The sequence below is a fragment of the Rhodococcus sp. S3 genome (assembly GCF_058211795.1).
On the sequence record NZ_CM177074.1, the window covers coordinates 3225343 to 3247196 of the forward strand.

At 68.6% G+C, this 21854-nt stretch carries 21 protein-coding genes and 1 pseudogene; 5 read left to right on the forward strand and 17 right to left on the reverse strand.

Features of this window, described 5'->3' with window-relative positions:
* Positions 1-68: 68 nt before the first annotated feature.
* Complete coding sequence (locus AC0LPE_RS15095; protein ID WP_088897202.1) at positions 69-1001, reverse strand: NAD(P)H-dependent flavin oxidoreductase; 933 nt, start codon at positions 999-1001, stop codon at positions 69-71.
* A 35-nt stretch (positions 1002-1036) separates the two neighbouring features.
* Positions 1037-2932, reverse strand: coding sequence for a translation elongation factor 4 (gene lepA / locus AC0LPE_RS15100; protein ID WP_237451241.1), 1896 nt, complete (start codon positions 2930-2932; stop codon positions 1037-1039).
* A 63-nt stretch (positions 2933-2995) separates the two neighbouring features.
* Between lepA and AC0LPE_RS15105 the strand changes: the two genes are divergently transcribed.
* The gene (locus AC0LPE_RS15105) at positions 2996-3664 is read left to right on the forward strand and encodes a type II toxin-antitoxin system PemK/MazF family toxin (protein WP_088897201.1); all 669 of its coding nucleotides are present in this window, start codon (positions 2996-2998) and stop codon (positions 3662-3664) included.
* Between the two features lie 27 nt (positions 3665-3691).
* Here the strand turns inward: AC0LPE_RS15105 and AC0LPE_RS15110 are convergent, their stop codons facing one another.
* The 7 genes and pseudogenes from AC0LPE_RS15110 to AC0LPE_RS15140 form a co-directional block, all read right to left on the reverse strand.
* Complete coding sequence (locus AC0LPE_RS15110; RefSeq protein ID WP_016694095.1) at positions 3692-4513, reverse strand: aquaporin; 822 nt, start codon at positions 4511-4513, stop codon at positions 3692-3694.
* 120 nt (positions 4514-4633) lie between these two features.
* A pseudogene (locus tag AC0LPE_RS15115) lies at positions 4634-5071 on the reverse strand (transglutaminase-like domain-containing protein); the annotation flags it as partial.
* Positions 5072-5251: 180 nt separating this feature from the next.
* Positions 5252-5791 carry a DinB family protein gene (locus AC0LPE_RS15120; RefSeq protein WP_059384781.1) on the reverse strand — a complete coding sequence of 180 codons (540 nt, stop codon included), beginning with the start codon at positions 5789-5791 and terminating at the stop codon, positions 5252-5254.
* A gap of 243 nt (positions 5792-6034) precedes the next feature.
* A complete protein-coding gene (locus tag AC0LPE_RS15125) occupies positions 6035-6274 on the reverse strand; it encodes a hypothetical protein (protein ID WP_226435577.1) in 240 nt (79 codons plus the stop codon).
* A 170-nt stretch (positions 6275-6444) separates the two neighbouring features.
* Positions 6445-7521, reverse strand: a complete 1077-nt coding sequence (locus tag AC0LPE_RS15130) for a flavin-containing monooxygenase (RefSeq protein WP_132476112.1) — start codon at positions 7519-7521, stop codon at positions 6445-6447.
* The gene (locus tag AC0LPE_RS15135) at positions 7518-8753 is read right to left on the reverse strand and encodes an MFS transporter (protein WP_132476109.1); all 1236 of its coding nucleotides are present in this window, start codon (positions 8751-8753) and stop codon (positions 7518-7520) included. The genes AC0LPE_RS15130 and AC0LPE_RS15135 overlap by 4 nt, the downstream gene beginning before the upstream one ends.
* Positions 8754-8758: 5 nt before the next feature.
* A complete protein-coding gene (locus tag AC0LPE_RS15140) occupies positions 8759-10099 on the reverse strand; it encodes an FAD-dependent oxidoreductase (RefSeq protein WP_059384774.1) in 1341 nt (446 codons plus the stop codon).
* A gap of 100 nt (positions 10100-10199) precedes the next feature.
* Here AC0LPE_RS15140 and AC0LPE_RS15145 point away from each other — a divergent pair, with 100 nt between their 5' ends.
* Complete coding sequence (locus AC0LPE_RS15145; protein ID WP_206039778.1) at positions 10200-11087, forward strand: helix-turn-helix domain-containing GNAT family N-acetyltransferase; 888 nt, start codon at positions 10200-10202, stop codon at positions 11085-11087.
* A gap of 17 nt (positions 11088-11104) precedes the next feature.
* Positions 11105-11416, forward strand: coding sequence for a DF family (seleno)protein (locus AC0LPE_RS15150; RefSeq protein WP_169687941.1), 312 nt, complete (start codon positions 11105-11107; stop codon positions 11414-11416).
* A gap of 364 nt (positions 11417-11780) precedes the next feature.
* Here the strand turns inward: AC0LPE_RS15150 and AC0LPE_RS15155 are convergent, their stop codons facing one another.
* The 5 genes from AC0LPE_RS15155 to AC0LPE_RS15175 all read right to left on the reverse strand — a co-directional run bounded on the left by AC0LPE_RS15155 (position 11781) and on the right by AC0LPE_RS15175 (position 17451).
* Positions 11781-12620 carry a F510_1955 family glycosylhydrolase gene (locus AC0LPE_RS15155; protein ID WP_132476104.1) on the reverse strand — a complete coding sequence of 280 codons (840 nt, stop codon included), beginning with the start codon at positions 12618-12620 and terminating at the stop codon, positions 11781-11783.
* A gap of 39 nt (positions 12621-12659) precedes the next feature.
* On the reverse strand, positions 12660-14852 hold the full coding sequence (locus tag AC0LPE_RS15160) for a copper-translocating P-type ATPase (RefSeq protein ID WP_132476101.1): 2193 nt from the start codon (positions 14850-14852) through the stop codon (positions 12660-12662).
* 52 nt (positions 14853-14904) lie between these two features.
* Positions 14905-15576: a DUF305 domain-containing protein gene (locus tag AC0LPE_RS15165; protein ID WP_132476099.1), complete on the reverse strand. Its 672-nt coding sequence runs from the start codon at positions 15574-15576 to the stop codon at positions 14905-14907.
* A gap of 77 nt (positions 15577-15653) precedes the next feature.
* On the reverse strand, positions 15654-17171 hold the full coding sequence (locus AC0LPE_RS15170) for a multicopper oxidase family protein (RefSeq protein WP_490604765.1): 1518 nt from the start codon (positions 17169-17171) through the stop codon (positions 15654-15656).
* Positions 17164-17451 carry an SHOCT domain-containing protein gene (locus AC0LPE_RS15175; RefSeq protein WP_132476093.1) on the reverse strand — a complete coding sequence of 96 codons (288 nt, stop codon included), beginning with the start codon at positions 17449-17451 and terminating at the stop codon, positions 17164-17166. Before AC0LPE_RS15175 ends, AC0LPE_RS15170 begins: the two co-directional genes overlap by 8 nt.
* Positions 17452-17587: 136 nt before the next feature.
* On the opposite strand from AC0LPE_RS15175, the gene AC0LPE_RS15180 reads away from it, so the two are divergent.
* Together AC0LPE_RS15180 and AC0LPE_RS15185 are read left to right on the forward strand one after the other, a co-directional pair.
* A complete protein-coding gene (locus tag AC0LPE_RS15180; RefSeq protein ID WP_199233400.1) occupies positions 17588-18364 on the forward strand; it encodes a winged helix-turn-helix domain-containing protein in 777 nt (258 codons plus the stop codon).
* Positions 18361-19518: a sensor histidine kinase gene (locus AC0LPE_RS15185; RefSeq protein ID WP_490604766.1), complete on the forward strand. Its 1158-nt coding sequence runs from the start codon at positions 18361-18363 to the stop codon at positions 19516-19518. The genes AC0LPE_RS15180 and AC0LPE_RS15185 overlap by 4 nt, the downstream gene beginning before the upstream one ends.
* A gap of 132 nt (positions 19519-19650) precedes the next feature.
* On the opposite strand, the gene AC0LPE_RS15190 is transcribed toward AC0LPE_RS15185, so the two are convergent.
* Genes AC0LPE_RS15190 through arsB form a run of 3 tightly spaced genes read right to left on the reverse strand, consistent with a single transcriptional unit; the run spans position 19651 to position 21829 of the window.
* The gene (locus tag AC0LPE_RS15190; RefSeq protein WP_132476087.1) at positions 19651-20085 is read right to left on the reverse strand and encodes an arsenate reductase ArsC; all 435 of its coding nucleotides are present in this window, start codon (positions 20083-20085) and stop codon (positions 19651-19653) included.
* Positions 20086-20112: 27 nt separating this feature from the next.
* Positions 20113-20763: an arsenate reductase/protein-tyrosine-phosphatase family protein gene (locus AC0LPE_RS15195; protein WP_059384770.1), complete on the reverse strand. Its 651-nt coding sequence runs from the start codon at positions 20761-20763 to the stop codon at positions 20113-20115.
* Positions 20764-20788: 25 nt separating this feature from the next.
* The gene (arsB, locus tag AC0LPE_RS15200) at positions 20789-21829 is read right to left on the reverse strand and encodes an ACR3 family arsenite efflux transporter (RefSeq protein WP_132476153.1); all 1041 of its coding nucleotides are present in this window, start codon (positions 21827-21829) and stop codon (positions 20789-20791) included.
* Between the last annotated feature and the right edge of the window lie 25 nt (positions 21830-21854).

The following is a 21854-nucleotide window of genomic DNA, read 5'->3' on the forward strand; positions in this document are numbered from 1 at the left end:
GGGCGACCTCCATTTCAGGTGAGGCTCACCTTAACTCGAGTGGAGACGTCCGTGTGCCGATGCCGTCCTCAGCGGAAGCGGGACAACAGGGTCTCCGCCTGCTCGGCGATTCCACGGATGACCTCGCCCGCGGGTCGCTCGGACCGCACCAGTCCGGCGGCCTCCCCCGCGTAGACCACACCGATGTCGGGATCGTCGCCGGTGTACGTCGCGGCGAGGGTGTCCTCGTCGGCGCCCCGGCCGTGCCACTCGTCGGTGAAGGCATTGCGCAGGGCGCGTCCGCCCCAGCGCGCCGGCCACGGCTGGTGCCGGGCCTTGTCGAAGACGTCGGTGTACACGGTGTCGGCGCTGCCGGCCTCCACGAGCCGGCCGCGGGCGTAGTCGGGGCCGACGGTCTCCGGGCTGGCGAGCAACGCCGTCCCGACCAGGGCGCCCTGCCCACCGGCTGCGAGCACCGCCGCCAGACCGCGACCCGTGGCGATGCCGCCCGCGGCGAGCACGGGCAGCGACGTCGACTCGAGCACCTCCTGCAGCAGCGGGAGGGTGCCGATCCGGCCCGTGTGCCCACCGGCCTCGTGTCCTTGCGCGATCACCGCGTCGACACCCGCGGCCTCGACCACCCGGAGATCGTCGATCGTGTTGATCTGCGAGAGGACGACGGCCCCGGCCTCGTGGACGCGCTCGACGTAGGGTGCGGGATCGCCGAACGAGAGCGTGACCACCTGCGGCCGGTGCTCGAGCACGGCGGTGAGGAGGCTGTCGTCGTCGGCGAGCGCCCAGGTCATCAGACCGAATCCCACGGGCCCACCGCCGATCTCGCGGGCGGTGCGCACCTCGCCCTCGATCCATTCGGCGGTGTTGTAGCGGGCAGCGCCGATCAGGCCGAGGCCGCCGGCCCGCGTCACCTCGCCGGCGAGCCGCCCACCGGCCCGGCCACCCATGGGCGCACCCAGCAGAGGAACGGAGATTCCGAGTTCACGGGTGAGCCAGGTGTCGAGCACGCGAATCCTTCCGGTGGGCGTCGTAGCAGGGACGGCTACTTCTTCGGCTTGTCCGACGATGCCTCGGACGACAGCGCGGCGACGAACGCTTCCTGCGGCACGTCGACGCGGCCGATCGTCTTCATCCGCTTCTTGCCTTCCTTCTGCTTCTCGAGCAGCTTGCGCTTACGGCTGATGTCGCCGCCGTAGCACTTGGCGAGAACGTCCTTGCGGATCGCCCGGATGTTCTCGCGGGCGATGATCTTCGAGCCGATCGCGGCCTGGACGGGCACCTCGAACTGCTGCCGCGGGATGAGTTCCTTGAGCTTGGTCGTCATCTTGTTGCCGTAGGCGGCCGCGGCGTCCTTGTGGACGATCGCGCTGAACGCGTCGACGGCCTCGCCCTGCAACAGGATGTCGACCTTGACCAGCGCGGCCTCCTGCTCGCCGGCCTCCTCGTAGTCCATCGAGGCGTAGCCGCGGGTACGCGACTTCAGCGAGTCGAAGAAGTCGAAAATGATCTCGGCCATCGGCAGCGTGTACCGCAGCTCGACGCGGGTCTCGGACAGATAGTCCATGCCGCCAAGCTCACCGCGCCGCGACTGGCACAGTTCCATGATCGAGCCGATGAACTCGCTCGGCGCGATGATGGTGCACTTGACGATCGGTTCGTAGATCTCGCGCGCCTTGCCCTCGGGCCAGTCGGACGGGTTCGTCACGACGACCTCCTGGCCGCCTTCGAGCACGACGCGGTAGACGACGTTGGGGGCGGTGGAGATCAGGTCGAGGCCGAACTCACGCTCGAGACGCTCGCGGGTGATCTCCATGTGCAGCAGACCGAGGAAGCCGCAGCGGAAACCGAATCCGAGGGCGACGGACGTCTCGGGCTCGTAGGTGAGCGCGGCGTCGTTGAGCTGGAGCTTGTCGAGCGCGTCGCGCAGCACCGGATAATCGGAGCCGTCGACCGGATACAGGCCGGAGTAGACCATCGGGCGCGGTTCGCGGTAGCCGGTGAGCGGCTCCTCCGCACCGTTGCGGGCGGTGGTGACGGTGTCGCCGACCTTCGACTGACGCACGTCCTTCACGCCGGTGATGAGATAGCCCACCTCGCCGACGCCGAGACCGGCGGTGGCCTTGGGTTCGGGCGAGACGATGCCGACCTCGAGCAGTTCGTGGGTCGTGCCCGTCGACATCATCTTGATCTTCTCGCGGGGCACGATCTTGCCGTCGACCACACGCACGTACGTCACGACACCGCGGTAGGTGTCGTAGACGGAGTCGAAGATCATGGCGCGGGCGGGCGCGTCGGCGTCACCGACCGGCGGCGGCACCTGGCGGATCACGGCGTCGATGAGTTCGGGGACGCCCTCGCCGGTCTTGCCGGAGACCCGGAGCACGTCGGACGGCTCGCAGCCGATGATGTTCGCGATCTCACCGGCATAGCGGTCGGGGTCGGCGGCGGGCAGGTCGATCTTGTTGAGGACCGGGATGATCGTCAGGTCCTTGTCGAGCGCGAGGTAGAGATTGGCGAGGGTCTGCGCCTCGATGCCCTGTGCGGCGTCGACGAGCAGGACCGCGCCCTCGCACGCCTCGAGCGCGCGGGAGACCTCGTAGGTGAAGTCGACGTGGCCCGGGGTGTCGATCAGGTGCATCACATAGTCTTCGCCGTCGAGCTTCCACGGCAGACGTACGTTCTGCGCCTTGATCGTGATGCCGCGCTCGCGCTCGATGTCCATGCGGTCGAGGTACTGGGCGCGCATCTGCCGCTCCTCGACCACCCCGGTGAGCTGCAGCATCCGGTCCGCGAGCGTCGACTTTCCGTGGTCGATGTGCGCGATGATGCAGAAGTTCCGGATCTTTGCGGGGTCCGTGAACGTGGTGTCGGCGAAGGTGCTGATGTCGTGCTCCTGACTCGGACTGGCAGCGGCCTGCAGACCGCGGTCACCCTGCAGAATATCCAAGTCGGGCGGCGGCCGGGACTTCGCCCGGTTCAGCTCCGGTTAAGCTCGGTTCCCGTGGCCGGTACATGGAAGAAATTGGGCAGGCAGCTGGGGCGTCTCGCCGTCGAGCAGGGTCCGAAGATCTACCAGCAGTTGCAGCAGTCCGGGGCGCTCGACAAGGCGCGCGCCGCGCTGAACGCGGCCGGCCAGGCAGGCACAGCGAGCGGAACCTCGGGGAGCGGTACCACCGCGGCACCGAAGCCCGGCGCGTCCGGGACCGCGACGCCGAAGCCGGGTGCTGCGAAGACCCCGTCCGGTACGAAGCGTCCGGCCCCCGGTCGGCCGGTGGCGTCGCGCACCACGCCGACGGCGCAGCGTGCCCGCCGCCTCGAGTACTCCCCCGACCTCGACGGTCGCGCCGATCCGGGCGAGATCGTGTGGACCTGGGTGGCCTACGAGGAGGATCCGACGCAGGGCAAGGACCGCCCGGTGCTCGTCGTGGGCCGTGACGACAGGACGCTGCTCGGACTGATGCTCTCGTCGAACTCCGACCGCGACGGTCACCGCGACTGGCTCGGAATCGGCTCCGGACAGTGGGACGCCGAGAACCGCCCGAGCTGGGTGCGTCTCGATCGCGTGCTCGACGTCCCCGAGGACGGCATCCGCCGCGAGGGTGCGATCCTTCCCCGCGCACGCTTCGATCAGGTCGCGGCCCGGCTCCGTACCGGTTTCGGCTGGAGCTGAACCGGGCCGCGTCCCGACCGCAGGGCCTCAGGAGGCCCGGAGCCCGTACCGCCGTCCGAAGAGGAAGGTGTAGACGAGCGCTCCGAGCGCGCCGCCGATGAGCGGGAACACGATGAACGCCCACAGCTGCCCGAGCGCACCGTCCTGATAGAAGGCGACGGCGAGGCTGCGGGCGGGATTGACCGACGTGTTGTCGATCGGGATCGAGATCAGGTGGATCACCGCGAGGGTGAAGCCGATGGCGATGCCGGCGATCGGTGCGTCGGCGACCTGGTCGGTCGCACCCAGCACCACGAACACGAGCACGGCCGTGAGCAGGACCTCGACGACGATCATCGCGCCGATGCCGTAGCCGTTCTCGAGCACACCGCCGAGCGGGCCGTGCACGGCCGAGGGGCTGTGCGCGCCCCAGCCGTTCGCCCCGAGCCCGTCGGCGGCACGGTCGTAGCTCGGCAGCGACGACGCCACCGCGTAGAGCGTCAGACCGGCGATCAGACCGCCGACGACCTGCGCGATCCAGTAGCCCACGGCGCGCACCGGGGTCACGTGACCGACGATGAGCTGACCGAGCGTCACCGCCGGGTTCACGTGACATCCGGAGATCGGGCCGATCGTGTACACGAGGAACAGCAGGGTCAGGCCGAACGCCAGCGCGACGCCGAGCTGGCCGACATAGGTTCCGGCGAACACCGCGGTGCCCACCGCGGAGAACACCAGGAGGAAGGTTCCGATCGCCTCCGCCACGTACTTCCGCAGGTCGGAGAACTCACCGGGGTCTCTGATCTCCAGGGATGTCTGGCGCGCGAGATCTTCGTCGAGTCGGGATTCGGGATCGCGTGGGGGTTCCATGGGTCACCTCGATGCTCGCGGCCCCGCACGCAGGCGGAACCTGGTGGTAGAACACTTCGAGTCGATGTACCGCTGTCGATGTACCGCTACGGCGAACTCGCGTTCGCGCTGTGACGCAGATTACGCAAGGCGAGTGACCTCGACAACGACTTCGTGCGCAGTGGCGTGTCCGCCCATGTAGATCCCCTTGAGCGGTGGCACGTCGGTGTAGTCCCGCCCGATGGCGACCGAGGTGTGTTGTTCACTCACGAATTTCGCGTTGGTCGGGTCGTATCCCCACCACGATCCCGTCCACGCCTGGATCCACGCGTGCGACTGCCCCGCGACGGTCTCACCGATCTCGGCGTCCGCCACCGGATGCAGATAGCCGGAGACATACCGGGCGGGGATCCCCATCCGCCGCAACAACAACAGCGTCAGGTGCGCATAGTCCTGGCACACGCCCTGACGTTCCTCGAAGGCCTGCAGTGCGGACGTATGGACGCCGGTCGTGCCGGGGACGTAGTCCATCTGGTCGTACACCCACTGCGCGGCCGCGATGACGGCGTCGACCTGTAGGTTCCCGCCGGAGGTGTCAGTAGTGCGGCGCACGGGCCTGCGGCTTTCCAATTTCGTGTCAGTCAGGGATTCTCACGATCTTGTCGGAATCCTCAGGCATCCCGGACGATGTTTCGGTCCTGTGCCCAAGCCGCGAGAACCGAATCGAAGAGTCTGCTGCCTCGAAGCCTGAGTTCTGACTCAATGCGGACGATCGAGAGTGAGCTGTCGTTCGTGGAAATCGAAATGTCTGACGGGATATCGGTACAGCTCACCAATGGTCATGTAATCGGTGAAGAACGGGTCCCAGCGCACCGGGAAGAACATTCCCCGTCCCAACGCCTGCTCCGATTCGCGTTGCAGTCGGCGGCTCAGCGCACCGATGACCCGGTCGGCTTTCGTGCCCATCCGGTTCCGGTCAAACACCAGGGCTGCAGCGCATGAACCGTAGTAATTCACCACGTCAAAAGGCCGCGTACCGGCATCGAGGACCTGGGCGAATCGACGCTCCACTCCGGCGGGCAGCCGGCTGACCATCCGCACCAAGGGCAGCAGCGCCGCCACCACCATGTACCCGAAGACCATGTGGAACAACAGTTGCTCGTTGGTCCACCGCGTCCCCGCCGATCGACTCCGCAACGAGGTGTCGGAAGCGTCGGCGAGGAGCCGGTGCAGATGCACACGGGTGCGTTCGAGCTCGCCGGCGATAGCGGCCCTGTCCACCCGCTCGGAATGGCCCATGATCCACCACCTGTCCAGGGAGCCGACGGCACTCGATGGCCGTCGATACCAGACTTCCCCCTCCCGGGCGGCCTCCACAACTGCCGGCCGAATTCAGTCTCATGTCGCGAATCGATATAGCGCCCCCGTCGACCCTCGGATGCCACGTCGGACGTACCTGCCGCAGTGGCGCGGCGCGGATCGCCGTGTCGTGACCGCCGGACGGCTGGCGTAACAGCAGCAGCGCGGGATGACGTGCGCCGCTCAGAGATCGAACAGCGAGAATTGGTCCTTCTGTGCTCGAGTCTCGGAGTCGGCGAGGTATCGGTCGGCCATGGCCCGGGCGACGGTTTCGTCGCAGCCGAGCTCGGCGGCGACTTCACTCCAGTCGTGTCCGTTGTGCTGGAGTTGCCACGCCAGCTGGTGCAACTGTTCGTCCATGTCCATCAGCGCCGCTCCCGCGGTCGTGTCGGCCGGAACCCGTTCGACGACGCGGGTTCTCATTGAGACAGATGGTAAACGCGGATGCGGGCATGCGGCGGCAGACATGCCGCCCACCGTCTCGAATCGGCGACGGATCGCACGAGAGATAGGTAAACCCGCCCCCGAGGGGACGGGCGGTGTGCCGTCCATGGTGTCACCGTTTCCGTGAACATCTATGGACGCAGCGCCGGTCAGGGACGGATAGGCAGTGCGCGGCGGGACCGGGCGGCGGCGACCACACGATCGGCGACCCGGCCGGCGTCGCGGCCGACCCCGCGCAACGACGCCGACGACAGGCTGCGCTGCCATTCGAGACCGACATACCCCAGCCCCAGATGAGTGGTGGAGAGACCCTGCCGGTGCCGGGGCCGGCCCGTCTCGTCGAGAGCGCCGAGACCGGTCAGATAGGGCAGGTGCGGGCGATAACCGGTACCCAACAGCACGGTGTCGGCGGTGGTGGCGGCGCCGTCGGGCCAGAACACCCGGCGGTCGTCGAGGCCGGTGAACAGCGGCCGCGGCTGCGGGTTGCCGCTGGCCAGGGCACGCCGGTAGCGGCCGGTATCGAGGACCTGCTGGGTCGGCGACGCAGGCAGCCACGGCCCCAAGGGGGCGCGGTCGACTCCGGTGACCGTGAGCCAGAAGTGCACATCACGGCCGAAGATCCGCTGCGGCAGGAACTTCGGCGGTCGGCGGCTGGCCAGAGTCACAGTAGCGACCTCGGCGAGTTCGGTGGCGATCTGCACCGCCGAGTTACCGGCACCGACCACCACCACGTTCTGGCCCGTGAGTGCAGCGGGGTCGCGGTAGTCGCCGGTGTGCAGCACCGTGCCGCCGAACGTGTCCAGCCCCGGCAGCGGTGGGATATTCGGGGACCCGAGATAGCCGGTGGCCGCGATCAGAATCGGCGCGGTGACACTGCCGCCGACAGCGGTGTGGGCGGTGTAGACGCCCCGCTCGCAGGTGACGGTCTCGACGCGGGAGCCGGTCACAATGTCGACGTCGAGTCCGGCGGCGTAGCGGCGCAGATAGTCGATCACCTCGTCGCGCCGCGGATAGCGGTCCGGATCGCCGGGAAACGCCAGGCCGGGCAGGGCGCTGTATTTCGCCGGGGAGAACAGGGTCAGGCTGTCGTAGTAGTGCGGCCAGGCCCCGACCGGCTCGTCGCCGGCTTCGAGCAGTCCGGTGCGCAGGCCTCGAGCAGACAGGGCGTGGGCGGCGGCGAGGCCGGACTGGCCGCCGCCGACGACGAGAGCGTCATAGTCGGTCATGGTGTTCCTTCGAGGGTGTCGGTGGGGGTCAGCCGCGGCACGGACGCGACCGCGAGGAGCGCGGCGATCACGGCAACGACTGCGAGGACGAGGTAAGCGGTGGCGTAGCTGCCGGTCGCGCCGGCCAGGGCGGTTCCCGCCCACGGCGCCAACGCCATGACCAGGACGATCGGGGCGGACATCAGCCCCCCGAGCCGCCCGTAGTGGGTCGAGCCCCACCGGTCGGTGATGGCGGTGGCCTGGATCAAGGTGAACAATCCGCGCACCAGTCCCGCGCCGATCGCCGCGCCGATCAACGCCGCGGCCGTGGTCACCGCCCCGAGCAGCGCGGTGGTTGCCGCAGTCCCGGCCAGGATCACCACGATGCGGCTGCGGACGCTGGTACGGGCGACCAGGGTCAGATAGCCGAGGCGGCCGAGGACCTGTCCGGCGCCGCCGAGCCCGAGCGTCACCGCCGCCACCGACGGGGAGAAGCCCTGTTCGAGCAGCAACGGCACCAGATTGAAGACCCCGGCGAAGGCGGTGAACGCACCGAGAGCCAACGCGCCCACCAGCGCGAGGAACGCGGGGCTGCGGGCGATCTCCCGGTGCCCTAGGTCCGCGCCGTTCGCCGGCGGGGTCGCGGCGGGCCAGGATCCGCATAGTCCCCACCAATGCCCGGGGATGGTGATCGCGGCGAGGATCACCGCCAGAACCAGGTAGGTGGTGCGCCAGTCCGACTGCTGATCCACGACCGAGGTCAACGGGGCGAAGATGGTGCTGGCCAACCCCGCGGCGAGGGTCAGGATCATCAGGGCGTGGACGGAGCGGTCGCCGTACCAGCGGGTCAGCGCCGCGAACGCCGGTGGGTAGAGCACCGCGCCCATCGCGGTGCCGGCCAGCAGCCACCCGGCGTAGAACACCGGCAGCGTGGGGGCGAGCGCGATCAGGACCAGCGCGGGGACGGCGAGGACCGAGCCGGCGGTCATGATCGTGCGCGGTCCGACCCGGTCGAGGATGCGCCCGACCGGGATACCCGCGAGCGCGGTGGCGAGCTGACCGAGCGAGAACGCCGCGGTGATCGCCGTGGGCGACCAGCCGGTCTCGGTAGAGATCGAGACCGACAGGACCGGGAACGCGTAGTACAGGATGCCCCAGCTGGTGATCTCGGTCAGGCACAGCACCGCCAGCACCCGCCGCAGCCCGGCCCCGGTGAGGGCACCGGGCTGCGGGCGGATCGAGGTGTCGGTCACCGGCGTTATCCGCCGGCGCGGGCGGAGAGGGTGACCAACGCCGGCTCCGCGGGGCCGCAGCACCCACCCGCGTCGGCGGTGTCGGCGGCGGGGTCGTCGAACACTCCGGCGCCGCCGCACACTCCGGTCTCGGGCAGGGTCAGCTCGACGCGGGCGGCGGCATCATGATCACCGGCGAGGGCGGCGGCGATGCTGCGGACCTGCTCGTAGCCGGTCATCGCCAGGAACGTCGGGGCCCGACCGTAGCTCTTCATCCCGACCACATAGAAGCCGGGTTCGGGGTGGGTGAGCTCGGCGACGCCGTGCGGGTAGACGGTCCCGCACGAGTGCACGTTCGGGTCGATCAGCGGGGCGAGCGCGGTCGGGGCCTGCAGCACCGGGTCGAGGTCGAGACGGATTTCCGAGAGCCACGACAGGTCCGGCCGGAAGCCGGTGGAGGCGATGATCTCGTCCACCGCCTCGAGGCGGGCTCCGGTATCGGAGACCACCGCGACCTGACCGTCGGTGGCGGGTTCGACGGCGGCGGTGCGGAACCCGGTGACCACGGTGAGCAGCCCGTCGTCGACGGCCTTTTTCGCGCGCAGTCCCAGGGCGCCGCGGGCAGGCAGTTGGTCGTCCTGGCCGCCGCCGAACGCGGCGCCGACCTCGCCGCGGCGCACCGCCCAGGTCAGGCGGGTGCCGGAGGCGGTGCGGGCGAGCTCGGCCAGCGCCACGATTGCGTTGAGTGCCGAGTGGCCGCTGCCGGCGATGACGGTGTGGCGGCCGGCGTAGCGGGTGCGCACCGCATCGTCGCCCAGGTCGGGGACGCGGTAGGTGATGGTCTCGGCTGCGGCGCGTTCACCGAGGGCGGGCAGGCCTTCGCCGCCGAGGGGGTTGGGAGTGCTCCAGGTGCCGGAGGCATCGATGACGGCGCGGGCGAGCAGGCGGGTGTCGGTGCCGTCGCGGTGGCGGATGTGCACCGACAGTGGTTCGGTGTCGCGGCCGGCGTCGACGATGCGGTCGCGGCCGCGGCGGGCGATGCCGACGACCTCGTGATCGAGGCGGACCGCGTCGCCGAGGGCGGTGGCCAGCGGGCTCAGGTACTGCCCGGTCCAGTCCTGGCCGGTGGGGTAGGCGTCGTCGTCGGGGGCCTTCCAGCCGGTGGTGTCGAGGAGGCGGCGGGCGGCGGGGTCGATCAGTTCGGCCCAGCGGGAGAAGGTGCGGACGCTGTGCCATTGCGTGATGGCGGCTCCGACGACGTCGCCGCGTTCGAGTACCAGCGGTTCGAGGCCGCGTTCGCGCAGGTGGGCGGCGGCGGCCAGGCCGATCGGTCCGGCTCCGACGACGACGATGGGCAACTCGCTCATGACAGATCCTTTCATCGATGGGTATCGATCTAAGCTGCTGTCAGAGTATCGATGGTCGTCGATGTATGCAACCATCGATGCTGATCGATATAGTGGGGGTATGACAGCACTCGGCCTACCGATCACGGTGACCCCCGGCGCGGAGGTGGACCTCGACGCCCTGAGCCCGCAGGACGCGGCCACCTACGCCGGATGGTTCGCCTGCCTGGCCGAACCCACGCGGGTGCGGCTGCTGCACCACGTCGCCGCCCATCCGTCCGGCATCACCGTCGGCGAGCTCGCCGACAGGCTCGGGATCGGCCAGCCCACCATCTCCCATCACGTCCGCAAACTCGCCGACGTCGGCTTCGTCACCACCGGCAAACAGGGCACCAGCACCGTGGTGCGGATCAACCCGAGCTGCTGCAGCGACCTGCCCAGTGCTGCCGACGCGGTCATGGGGGTGCTCACCGCCCGCCCGTGCTGCCCCGAGGACGTCCCCGCCGACGTGGCAGTGCGCCCGCTCGACGACCGGGATTGGGAGGCGGTGCGCCGCATCTACGCCGACGGCATCGCCACCGGCGCCGCGACGTTCACCACCGAGGTCCCCAGCCGCGACCACCTCGAGAGCCAGTGGTTGCCCGAGCATCGCTGGGTCGCCGAGATCGACGGTCAGGTGGTCGGCTGGGCAGCGTTGAGCCCGGTGTCGAACCGCGAGTGCTACCGCGGGGTGGCCGAGAACTCGGTGTATGTCGGCGACGGGATGCGCGGGCGCGGCGTCGGCAAGGCGCTGTTGCGTACTCAGGTCATCGCCGCCGATCAGGGCGGATTGTGGACGCTGCAGACCTCGATTTTCCCGGAGAACCGGGCCAGCCTGGCGCTGCATCATTCGGCGGGTTTCCGCACCGTGGGGGTGCGCGAACGCATCGGCCGGCTCGACGGCATCTGGCGCGACACCGTGTTGCTCGAACGCCGCTCCGAGACAGTTCCCGCCGCCGCGCACGAGTGAGAGCGACGCGGGTGACGATGGACATCGAACTGCTGTACTTCGACGGCTGCCCGAACTGGGAGGAGGCGCGAGGCCGCCTCGCCGAGGCCCTGGCAGCGACCGGCAACGCCGGTACCCCGATCCGGCTGCGCCGTATCGAGACCCCGGAGGCCGCCGAACGCGTCGCCTTCCCCGGATCCCCGACCATCCGCATCGACGGGACCGATCCGTTCGGCCTCACCGAGGGCGTCGGGTTGACCTGCCGCGTCTACCGCACCGCCGACGGGCTCGACGGTGCTCCGAGCACCGCCGATCTGATCACCGTGCTGCGGCACGCCGAACACCGGTAGACCTGGCATCGGCTTGACCTTCGAGTCGACTCGAAGGTTTACCGTCGAGGAGTGAGCACGATGCTGATCTCCCAGTTCGCCGAACACACCGGTGTCCCGGCCACCACTTTGCCCTTGGGCTTGCTATACCCCGTACCCGTTTGTCACGGGCAGCCCACTCGGCGCGTCCGATCCCGCACACCCGCCACGCGATCGCTTACTGAACGGAAAAGGAATTGAGTCCACTCTGGGCGCAGTCTCGGGGCCGCAGTTGCTGCCGATCGCTGCCTGACACATCGGAATCGGAGAGGACCACGCTGGACAGCGTGGTCACCACTGGATTCCTCTGCAGTTCCGCAGGATCCGGACCAGTGCTCCTCCGGGGTCAGTTCAGCGGATAGAGCATCTGGGCGGTCGCGGCGTAGGCGGTGTCGAAGTCGACGGCGAGCACTGCCTCGACCGGCCCGACCACCGCGTGCTGCTCCCAGGCCTGGCCGGTGCGGCTGCGCCACGCGGTGCCGGCGGTGTCGATACCCCACACTGAGCCGTCCTGCGCGGCGGACAGCAACGCCAGCGGTGGGGCGTCGGGCACCACGGTGAAGGTGAGTCCGGCGTCGGTGCTGTGCTGGAGTCCGGCGGTGGTGGTCGCCCACACCCCGGCGTCGGTGACGGCGAGCGCGGCCGCAGCCACCGGAGCGCCCGCGGTCCAGCTGCTGCCACCGTCGGTGGAGATCAGCAATCCGGTCACGCCATCGAAGCCGACCAACAGCGCACCGTCCGTAGCAAGAGCGTGAAAATCCACCTCGCTGCTCAAGGATGTCGGCGTCCAGGTGCGGCCGCCATCGGTGCTGTCGATCAGCCCCAACGGATTCGGCGCCGAACTCGACGGTCCCGGATGCCCGGACGCGAAGAGACGGTCAGTTCCCGGAGCGCCGGTCAGTCCCATGAAGTCGTCGTCGGATACGCCGACGCGGGTGGTGCGCCCGCTGTCGGCGATCTCGACGAGACCGGTGTGGGTACCGGCCAGCACCACACCGCCGGAATCGAGGTGCAGACCGTGCAGATGATCCAGGGCCGGTTCCAACGCTGTGCCAGGCACCTCCGATGCGACCCCCGACTCGGTGGTCGTGGTGGATTGTTCACCGGTCGCACAAGCGGCGAGCACAGCCACCGCAGCAACAGGCACCAGGACACGCGCCCACCGGCGCGGGGGAAAACTCGACATGAGAAGCAGAAACTCGTTTCGGATCGATCGGGTGCCGGCTCAGGTGTGAGCCAGGCGGGTGGGGTCGAGGTCGAGGCGCCGCAACAGCTGGGCGTTGAGCGCCACGACGATGGTCGAGACGGACATGAGGATCGCGGCGACCGCCGGGGAGATCGCGACGCCGGCGAATGCGAGCACACCCGCGGCGAGTGGCACGGCGATGATGTTGTAGCCGGTGGCCCACACCAGGTTCTGCCACATCTTGCGGTAGCTGGCGTGCGAGAGCGCGATGATCGACAGCACCGCCCGCGGATCGTTCGCCGCCAGCACGACCCCGGCGGATTCGATGGCGACGTCGGTGCCGGCGCCGATCGCGACACCGACATCAGCCCGGGCCAGAGCCGGGGCGTCGTTGACACCGTCGCCGACCATCGCGACCGTGTGCCCACGATTCTGCAGCTCGGTGACCTTGGCGTCCTTGTGTTCGGGTAGTACCTCGGCGAAGACCTCGTCGATCCCGAGGTCGGCGGCTACCGCGTCGGCGACCTGCCGCGCATCGCCGGTGATCATCGCGACCTTCACCCCGCGGGCGTGCAGGGCGTCGATGGCCTGACGGGATTCCTCGCGCACGGCGTCCTCGAGCGCCACGGCCCCGAGGACGCGGTCGCCTTCGGCGATGTGCAGCACCGACGCCCCGCGCGCTACCCACTGCTGGGTCACGGCGGTGACGTCGGTGGGCACCGACAACCGCAGATCGGCCAGCATCGCCGGGCCGCCGACAGTGATTTCGGCGCCGTCGACGAGCGCGCGCACCCCGCGGCCGGGCAGCGACCGGAAATCGGTGGCGACGATCCGCTTACTGGCCGGCACCCGATCGTCGGCGGCGGCGACAATGGCCCGGGCGACGGGGTGCTCGCTGTCGGCTTCGGCCGCCGCCGCCAGCGCCAGCAGATGCTCGTCGGTGACTTGGTGGGCGGTGGCGATGCCGGTGACCTGGTGCCGGCCCTGGGTCAGGGTGCCGGTCTTGTCGAACAGGACCACGTCGACGGTGCGCATGCGTTCGAGCGCGAGCCGGTCTTTGACCAGCACCCCGGATCTGGCGGCGCGTTCGGTGGAGATCGCGATCACCAGCGGGATCGCCAACCCGAGTGCGTGGGGGCAGGCGATGACGAGCACAGTGACGGTGCGGACCACCGCTTCGTCGACGTTGCCGACGAGCAGTGTCCAGATCGTGAAGGTGAGGATGCCGGCGACGGTGGCGAAGTAGAACAGGAACGCTGCGGCTTTGTCCGCCAGCGCCTGGGCACGGGACGAGGAGGCCTGGGCGTCGGCGACCATCCGTTGGATACCGGCCAGGGCCGTGTTCTCGCCGACGGCGGTGATCTGCACCCGCAGGGCGCTGTCGGTCGCGACGGTGCCGGCGACCACGGTGTCGCCTACCTGCCGGGTGACGGCCTTGGATTCGCCGGTGATCATCGATTCGTCGACCTCGGCACGGCCGTCGGTGACGGTGCCGTCGGCGGGCACCCGCGCCCCGGCCCGCACGAGTACCAGATCCCCGAGCGCCAGTTCCGACAAGGGAACGTCGGCGGTGCCGGTATCGGTGATCTTCTCTGCGGTGTCCGGCAGCATCGCCGCGAGCGCGTCGAGGGCGCCCGACGCCGAGCCGAGAGCGCGCATCTCGAGCCAGTGCCCGAGCAGCATGATCACGATCAGCAGCGCGAGTTCCCACCAGAAGTCCAGGTCGAACCCGCCGAGACCCAAGGTGGTGACCCAGGACGCGAGGAACGCAACGGTGATCGCCATGGCGATCAGCAGCATCATCCCGGGCCGGCGAGAGCGTAGTTCGGCCCAGCCGCCGGTGAGGAACGGGGTGCCGCCGTAGACGAAGATCACCGTGCCCAGTACCGGGGGAATCCACATGGCGCCGGGGAAGTCGGGCATGGTGTAGCCGAGCAGGTCGGCGACCATGTGGCTGAAGAACACCACCGGTATCGCCAGCACCAGTGACACCCAGAACCGGCGGCGGAACATCTCCCCGTGTGCCCCGTGCCCGGCATGCCGATCGTGCCCACCATGGCCGCCATGAGCGTCGTGCTCAGGGTGGGTGTCGTGACCGACGTGGGCGAGGTGCTCGCCGTGCCCGGCGTGCGCATCATGCTCGTCGGGTGGCGGGCTCTGGACCTCGGCGCCGTCATTGTGTCCGGCGGGCGACGGGTCCGGGTGGGGGTGTCCGTGCTGCGGGTGCGACATCGAAAGCCTCCTGGGATGGCGAACGGGCCGAGAGGAACCGGGCGGCGCCCGGTTACAGGGTGGTCAGCAGCTGCCGCATGGTCTCGATCTCCTGCTGCTGCGTGTCGCCGATGGTGCGGGCCATCTCTACCGCGTCGGGGAACTGTCCGTCCTCGATCTCGGTCTGCGCCATGTCGACTGCGCCTTCGTGGTGGGCGATCATCTGCTCGAGGAACAGGCGAGCGGCGTCGGCGCCCTGTGCCTCGGACAGCGCCTGCATGTCCTCCTCGCTCATCATCCCTTCCATCTCCATCCCCTCCATCCCCTCCATACCGTCCATACCGTCCATGCCCTCGTCCATGCCGGGCATGTCGTGGCCTGTCTCGGGCATCGCGGTGGGCTCACCCCACTGCTCGAGCCAGGACTCGAGCTGCTCGATCTCCGGGCCTTGAGCGGCCTTGATCTGCTCGGCCAGGGCGGTCACGTCCGCGGGAATGTCCTGCTTGGCCAGCAGCATGTCGCTCATCTCGATCGCCTGACTGTGGTGCGGCAACATCATCTGCGCGAACATCACGTCGGCGTCGTTGTGCGCCGCGGCCTCGTCGGCTGCCGAGGTGGCGGTGGCCGAGGTCGTGGCCGGCGAGGTCGCGACGGTGGTGCCGGTCCCGGTGTCGCTGCACGCAGCCGCGGCGAACACCACCGCCAGGGCGGTGGCGCCGACGGCGAGAAACTTCTTGTTGTTCATGGGATGTGGTCCTTTCTCGAACGGTCACAGACCGCCATGGCACCGAAGTCCGGACACGGCCGGTCCGCATGCGGGGATCAGGCCAGGTAGGACACGGTGGTCATCATCCCGGCTTCCTGGTGATACGCGTTGTGGCAGTGCAGCGCCCACTGGCCCGGGTTGTCGGTGTCGAATTCGATCTCCACGGTGCGCATCGGCCCGATCGTGACAGTGTCCTTGCGCAGGCCGGTGTCGGTGAGCGCGAAGGTGTGTCCGTGCAGATGCATCGGATGGAACATGTCCGACATGTTCCGCATCCGCATCCGCACCCGCTGCCCTTCGGCCACGTTCAGCGGTGGGATATCGGGATGAGCGCGGCCATTAAGAGTCCACCGGTACGGCGACATGGTCCCGCCCATATCCACGCTGTGATACACATCGTGCTCCCTCTCGGCCAGACGCACATACTCCCGAGGCGCCAGATCGGTGCCCAGTAGTACCTGCCGGTCCAGCTCGCCGGGTCGCGACTGTGCGGGCAACTCGCCGACGGCGGTGCGCACCAGGGCCTGCCCGTGCCCGGTCTTGCCTTCCGCCTGCGCGAACAACGGGAACACGCCGTCGCCGAGAGTGACGAGCACATCGACACGCTCGCCCATCCCGATCAGCAGCGCATCGGTGTCCTGCGGCACGACCGGGAAGCCGTCGGTGTGGGTGACGGTCATCCGGTGCCCACCGAGGGCGACGCGGAACGCAGTGTCGGCGCCGGCGTTGACGAACCGGATCCGCGCCCGCTGTCCGGGTGTCGCGGTGAACACGATCGGGTCCTCGGGGACGCGCCCGCCGACCAGGAAATGCGGGTAGCTCACGTCTCCGGCGCCGCCGAGCAGCGGGGAGAGCATGGTCTCCTCACCCGTGTCCATTCCGTCCATGTCCATGGCGCCGTGGTCCATTCCGCCCATCCCGCCGTCGCCACTGGCACCGGTGGCGGCGCCGATGCCGAGGTCGCGGGCCACGTCGTCGGGGGTGCGGCCGGTGCCGTCGAGCCAGTCGTCGAGCACCACGATCCACTCGTGGTCGTAGTCGCCGGGCTCGTTCGGATCGTCGATGACCAACGGCCCGCACAGGCCGCGATCGAGCTGCAATCCCGAATGCGAGTGGTAGAAGTACGTGCCCGGATCCGGGACCGTGAACTCGTAGGCGAACCGGCCGCCGGCCACGATCGGATCCTGGGTCAGCCCGGGCACACCGTCCATGTCGTTGCTCAACGCCAGCCCGTGCCAGTGCACACTCGTCTCCGCCGGCAGCTGGTTGTCCACCTCCACCCGCAGCAGATCCCCGGCGCGGGCTCGCAGCAGCGGCCCCGGTAGCTGCTCGTCGTACCCCCAGGTCGACACGATGCGCCCGCCAAGGTCCACCTCGACCGGACGCGGCGTCAACCGCGCCGAGACCACCTGCTGACCCGGGATGCGGCGTTGCTGTTCGAGACGGCGCACCGCAGTCGACGAGGCCTGCACGGGGGCACCGGTCGGTGAGCCCGACCCGGAACAGGCCATCAGGACTCCGGCCCCGGCAAGTATTGATCCGAGAAGGAAGGATCGACGGACCAGCTCAGCCATGAACATGCCCCTGCCGGTGCTCGACCTTCGTGGTGTCGCCGGGGTGCATCAGCACCTGCCGACGGGCCACGAATTCATCGGAGTCGATGTCACCGCGGGCGAAACGCGTCTCGAGCAGCCGAAGCGGATCGGACTCCTGGCTGGTGCGGCCGGGTCCGTTCGCACGGTCGGTGCGGAACATCATGGCCATCAGATAGATCACCACCGCCCAGAACGCGAACATGCACACGGCCATGACGATCCATCCGGTCCAGGTCAGCTCACCTGCCCAGCCCATCATGGTCGCCTCCTTTCACCGGTTCGTGCTTCCAGCCTGGTGTGCCTACCCGTGGATTCCTGTGGAGGTCGTATGAAGATTTGCTCAAGAAGCCACACCGCCTCGTCGACAGCGGTGTCCGCTGGTGAAGATGGACGCCATGGACTCCTCCGCTCGCACCCCCACCGCGACCAGCGACTCTGCGGCGCCGCCGCGCCCGTCGACCGGGTTGCGGGCGATGGTCGTCGAGGACGAGGCACCGTTGGCGAACCTGATCGGCTCGTATCTCGAACGCGACGGGTTCGAGACCGCGATCACCGGTGACGGCGCCGACGCCGTCACCCTCGCCCGACAGGTCGACCCCGACGTCGTGGTCCTCGATCTCGGCCTGCCCCATCTGGACGGGGTCGAGGTGTGCCGGCAACTGCGGACGTTCTCCGACGCCTATGTCGTGATGCTCACCGCCCGCACCGAAGAGATCGACACCCTCATCGGGCTGTCCGTCGGCGCAGATGACTACATGAGCAAACCGTTCAGCCCCCGCGAATTGATGGCCCGCATCCAGGCCATGCTGCGCCGTCCCCGCGCCCACGTCGCCGCACCCAGACCGGCCGAGACCGCCGCCACCGGCCTGATCCGCCGCGCCGGGGACCTGGCCCTCGATGTCGACGGCCGGGAAGTCACCGTCGCCGGGAGGCCGGTGGCCTTGACCCGCACCGAGTTCGACGTCCTGGCCGCGCTGGCCCGCGATCCCGGCGTGGTGCTCACCCGGGCTCAGCTGATCGAGGCGGTGTGGGGACCGAGCTGGACCGGCGACGCGCATCTGGTCGATGTGCACGTCGGTCATCTGCGCCGCAAACTCGGCGACGATGCTGTCCGCGGCCGCTATGTGCGCACCGTGCGTGGGGTCGGCTACAAGATGGGCGCCGGACAATGACGGCCCGGCGCCCCCACCGCAGACGAGGTTCAGCTGCATCGCCCCAGCAGGCACTGGCGGGATCGAGTTTCGGCACCCGGCTGTTCCTCGCCTTGACCGTGGTGGTGGTCGGCTGCGCCGCCAGCGCCTGGCTCGTCGCCTCCGCCCTCGCGCCCGGGATCTTCCATGATCACCTCGGCCAGGCCGGCATCGACCACAACTCGAGTCAGGCCGCGCACGTCGAAGAGGCGTTCGCCTGGTCGATCGCCCTTGCATGGGGTCTGGCGGTCGCGGTCGCGGTGCTGCTGGCATTGGCGGTGAGCTGGTACATCACCCGCCGTGTTCAACGCTCGTTGACCGCGGTGACCACCTCGACCGCCCGGATCGCAGGCGGCCGGTACGACACTCGCGTGTCCAGCCCCGGTCTCGGCCGCGAATTCGACGAGCTCGCCGTCACCGTTAACGAACTCGCCCGCCGTCTCGACGCCACCGAAAGTACCCGCCGCCGGATGCTCACCGACCTCGGCCACGAGATGCGCACCCCGATTGCGACCCTCGACTCTTATCTCGAAGCCCTCGACGACGGCGTCCGCACCCTCGACGACGACACCCGACAAGTTTTGCGCGATGCCACCCACCGGCTGGGGCGTCTCGCCCAGGACATCACCGCGGTCTCGCGCGCCGAAGAACACCTCACCCGCATCCGGCCGGTGCCCACCACCACCGGCGTCTTGGTCACCGCCGCGGTCGATGCGGTGCGCGAACGGTACGAGAACACAGGCGTCGAATTGCACAGCCGTCTCGACGACTCCCTGGTCGTATCGGTCGACCCCGACCGGCTCGGCCAGGTCCTGGGCAATCTGCTCGACAATGCCCTGCGCCACACCGCCTGTGGCGGCACGGTCACGGTCACCAGCAGACGAGCGAACCGCGATCGGGTGGAGATCACGGTGGCCGACACCGGCGAGGGCATTGCTCCCGAGCACCTCGACCACCTCTTCGACCGGTTCTACCGCGCCGATACAGCCCGTGATCGCCGACACGGCGGCAGCGGTATCGGCCTGACCATCACCCGTGCCCTCGTCGAAGCCCACCACGGGCGCATCCGAGCACACAGTGACGGGCCGGGCCGTGGGGCACGCTTTACGATCGAACTGCCCGTCATTGCAGTCTGACCTCGGAGCCTGCTTCGGTGTTGCCGTATCCGGCACATCTCAATCCGTGGACTCACGACCTTCGAGCGCGGACCCTCGACTCGAGGGACTGAACGCCTCCGTCATGTTTGTTGTCATCGGCGCCCACCCCTGTCAGGCTTGGGCGCCGTCTGGAACGAGCTCGGCGATCAGCGCCTCGACCTTGGCTTTGATCTCGTCGCGGATCGGACGCACCGCCTCCACCTCTTGCCCGGCCGGATCCTCGAGCACCCAATCCCGATACGACGTGCCCGGAAACACCGGGCACGTGTCGCCGCACCCCATGGTGATCACCACATCGGAGGCCTGCACCGCGTCGATGGTGAGGATCTTCGGGTTCTGCGCGGAGATGTCGATACCGACTTCGGCCATCGCCGCGACCGCGGCCGGGTTGACCTGCTCGGCCGGAGCGGAGCCCGCGGAACGGACCTCGACCCGGTCGCCGGCCAGCGCAGTGAGGAATCCCGCGGCCATCTGGGAACGGCCCGCGTTGTGCACACACACGAACAACACCGAGGGTGTGCGATCGGTCGAGGAATCAGTTGTCATGAAAACAGACGTCCTTTCGAAGAGAATTCAGGCAGAAACGGTGTCGAGTTCGGCCAGCAAAGCCCGCACGCGAGTGTCGATATCGTCGCGGACGGCGCGCACCGTGCCCAGCGACTCGTCGTCCGGATCGATCAACGACCAATCGAGGTAGCGCTTACCCGGATACACCGCGCACGCATCACCGCACCCCATGGTGATCACCACATCGGCGGCTGCCACCACATCGTCGGTCAGGGGTTTGGGATATTCGCCGCCGAGATCGAGCCCGATCTCGGCCATCGCCTCGACCACGACAGGATGAATCGCCGCTGCAGGAGCCGATCCGGCGGAGCGCACGTGCACCCGTCCCGCGCCGTGATGAGCCAGCAGTGCCGCGGCCATCTGCGAACGTCCGCTGTTACGCACGCACACGAACAGCACCTCCGGCACATCCTTCGGTATAGCGCCCTCGGCCTGCGCCAGAGCAGTGAGGCGTTCGCCCGCGAAGCGGGTGGCCAGCGAGGGCAAATGGGTATGGATCTTGGCGGTGCGCCGCAGCGCCGCATACGACTCGAAGACCATCCGCTCGACGGTCTGCGCCGAGAACACCCCGGCGTACTTCTCGGCGAGATGTTCGGCACTGCGGTGCAGCACCGCCTGAGGCATCAGTAATTCTGGCTGAGCAGCGTGCTGGGACATCGACATCTCCTGACGTGGCCGATCCTTACGACACAGTGGGGGCGGGAGAACTGGTGAAACGCTTACGCAGGGCGAGCGAGACGTAGATCAGAGCAACCAGGACGGGCACCTCGATGAGCGGACCCACCACCCCGGCCAAAGCCTGGCCGGAGGTGACACCGAAGGTGCCGATCGCCACCGCGATGGCGAGCTCGAAGTTGTTTCCGGCGGCGGTGAACGCCAGCGTCGTGGTGCGCTCGTAACCGAGCCCCACTGCCGCACCGAACAGGAACCCACCACCCCACATGAGGATGAAGTACGCGAGCAGCGGCAACGCGATCCGCACCACGTCCCACGGCTGCGAGGTGATCTGCTCGCCCTGCAGGGCGAACAGGATCACGATCGTGAACAGCAGCCCGTAGAGCGCCCACGGGCCGATCTTCGGCAAGAACGTGTCCTCGTACCACTCACGTCCCTTGGCTTTTTCACCGAAATGGCGGGTCAAGAAGCCGGCGACGAGGGGGATACCGAGGAAGATCAGCACCGATTTGGCGATCTGCCACGGGGAGACATCGAGGGTGGTCTGTTCGAGCCCGAGCCAGCCGGGCAGGATCGACAGGTAGAACCAGCCGAGCACAGCGAACATGATCACCTGGAAAACCGAGTTGATCGCAACCAGTACTGCGGCGGCTTCGCGGTCGCCGCAGGCGAGGTCGTTCCAGATGATGACCATCGCGATGCAGCGAGCCAGGCCGACGATGATCAGGCCGGTGCGGTACTCGGGCAGGTCGGGCAGCAGCAGCCAGGCGAGGGCGAACATCAGCGCCGGGCCGAGCACCCAGTTGAGAATGAGCGAGGAGATCAACAGCTTGCGATCGCCCGTGACGGTGTCGAGGCGGTCGTAGCGCACCTTCGCAAGCACCGGGTACATCATGATCAACAGACCGAGCGCGATCGGCAGAGAGATGTTGTCGATCTCGATGACGCTCAACGCGTCCCCGAGCCCGGGAATGAGGCGGCCGAGCAGCAGACCGGCGACCATGGCGATGCCGATCCACACGGCCAGGAACCGGTCGAGGACCGACATCTTGCCGGCGACGGACCGGTGTTCA

What these genes read in the sequence shown, in the direction of transcription:
- AC0LPE_RS15110 (WP_016694095.1), bottom strand. Translation starts at nt 4,513, where the DNA reads ATGGAACCCCCACGCGATCCCGAATCCCGACTCGACGAAGATCTCGCG.
- AC0LPE_RS15120 (WP_059384781.1), bottom strand. Translation starts at nt 5,791, where the DNA reads ATGGGCCATTCCGAGCGGGTGGACAGGGCCGCTATCGCCGGCGAGCTC.
- AC0LPE_RS15125 (WP_226435577.1), bottom strand. Translation starts at nt 6,274, where the DNA reads ATGAGAACCCGCGTCGTCGAACGGGTTCCGGCCGACACGACCGCGGGA.
- AC0LPE_RS15130 (WP_132476112.1), bottom strand. Translation starts at nt 7,521, where the DNA reads ATGACCGACTATGACGCTCTCGTCGTCGGCGGCGGCCAGTCCGGCCTC.
- AC0LPE_RS15140 (WP_059384774.1), bottom strand. Translation starts at nt 10,099, where the DNA reads ATGAGCGAGTTGCCCATCGTCGTCGTCGGAGCCGGACCGATCGGCCTG.
- AC0LPE_RS15145 (WP_206039778.1), top strand. Translation starts at nt 10,200, where the DNA reads ATGACAGCACTCGGCCTACCGATCACGGTGACCCCCGGCGCGGAGGTG.
- AC0LPE_RS15150 (WP_169687941.1), top strand. Translation starts at nt 11,105, where the DNA reads ATGGACATCGAACTGCTGTACTTCGACGGCTGCCCGAACTGGGAGGAG.
- AC0LPE_RS15155 (WP_132476104.1), bottom strand. Translation starts at nt 12,620, where the DNA reads ATGTCGAGTTTTCCCCCGCGCCGGTGGGCGCGTGTCCTGGTGCCTGTT.
- AC0LPE_RS15160 (WP_132476101.1), bottom strand. Translation starts at nt 14,852, where the DNA reads ATGTCGCACCCGCAGCACGGACACCCCCACCCGGACCCGTCGCCCGCC.
- AC0LPE_RS15165 (WP_132476099.1), bottom strand. Translation starts at nt 15,576, where the DNA reads ATGAACAACAAGAAGTTTCTCGCCGTCGGCGCCACCGCCCTGGCGGTG.
- AC0LPE_RS15170 (WP_490604765.1), bottom strand. Translation starts at nt 17,171, where the DNA reads ATGGCTGAGCTGGTCCGTCGATCCTTCCTTCTCGGATCAATACTTGCC.
- AC0LPE_RS15175 (WP_132476093.1), bottom strand. Translation starts at nt 17,451, where the DNA reads ATGATGGGCTGGGCAGGTGAGCTGACCTGGACCGGATGGATCGTCATG.
- AC0LPE_RS15180 (WP_199233400.1), top strand. Translation starts at nt 17,588, where the DNA reads ATGGACTCCTCCGCTCGCACCCCCACCGCGACCAGCGACTCTGCGGCG.
- AC0LPE_RS15185 (WP_490604766.1), top strand. Translation starts at nt 18,361, where the DNA reads ATGACGGCCCGGCGCCCCCACCGCAGACGAGGTTCAGCTGCATCGCCC.
- AC0LPE_RS15190 (WP_132476087.1), bottom strand. Translation starts at nt 20,085, where the DNA reads ATGACAACTGATTCCTCGACCGATCGCACACCCTCGGTGTTGTTCGTG.
- AC0LPE_RS15195 (WP_059384770.1), bottom strand. Translation starts at nt 20,763, where the DNA reads ATGTCCCAGCACGCTGCTCAGCCAGAATTACTGATGCCTCAGGCGGTG.
- arsB (WP_132476153.1), bottom strand. Translation starts at nt 21,829, where the DNA reads ATGTCGGTCCTCGACCGGTTCCTGGCCGTGTGGATCGGCATCGCCATG.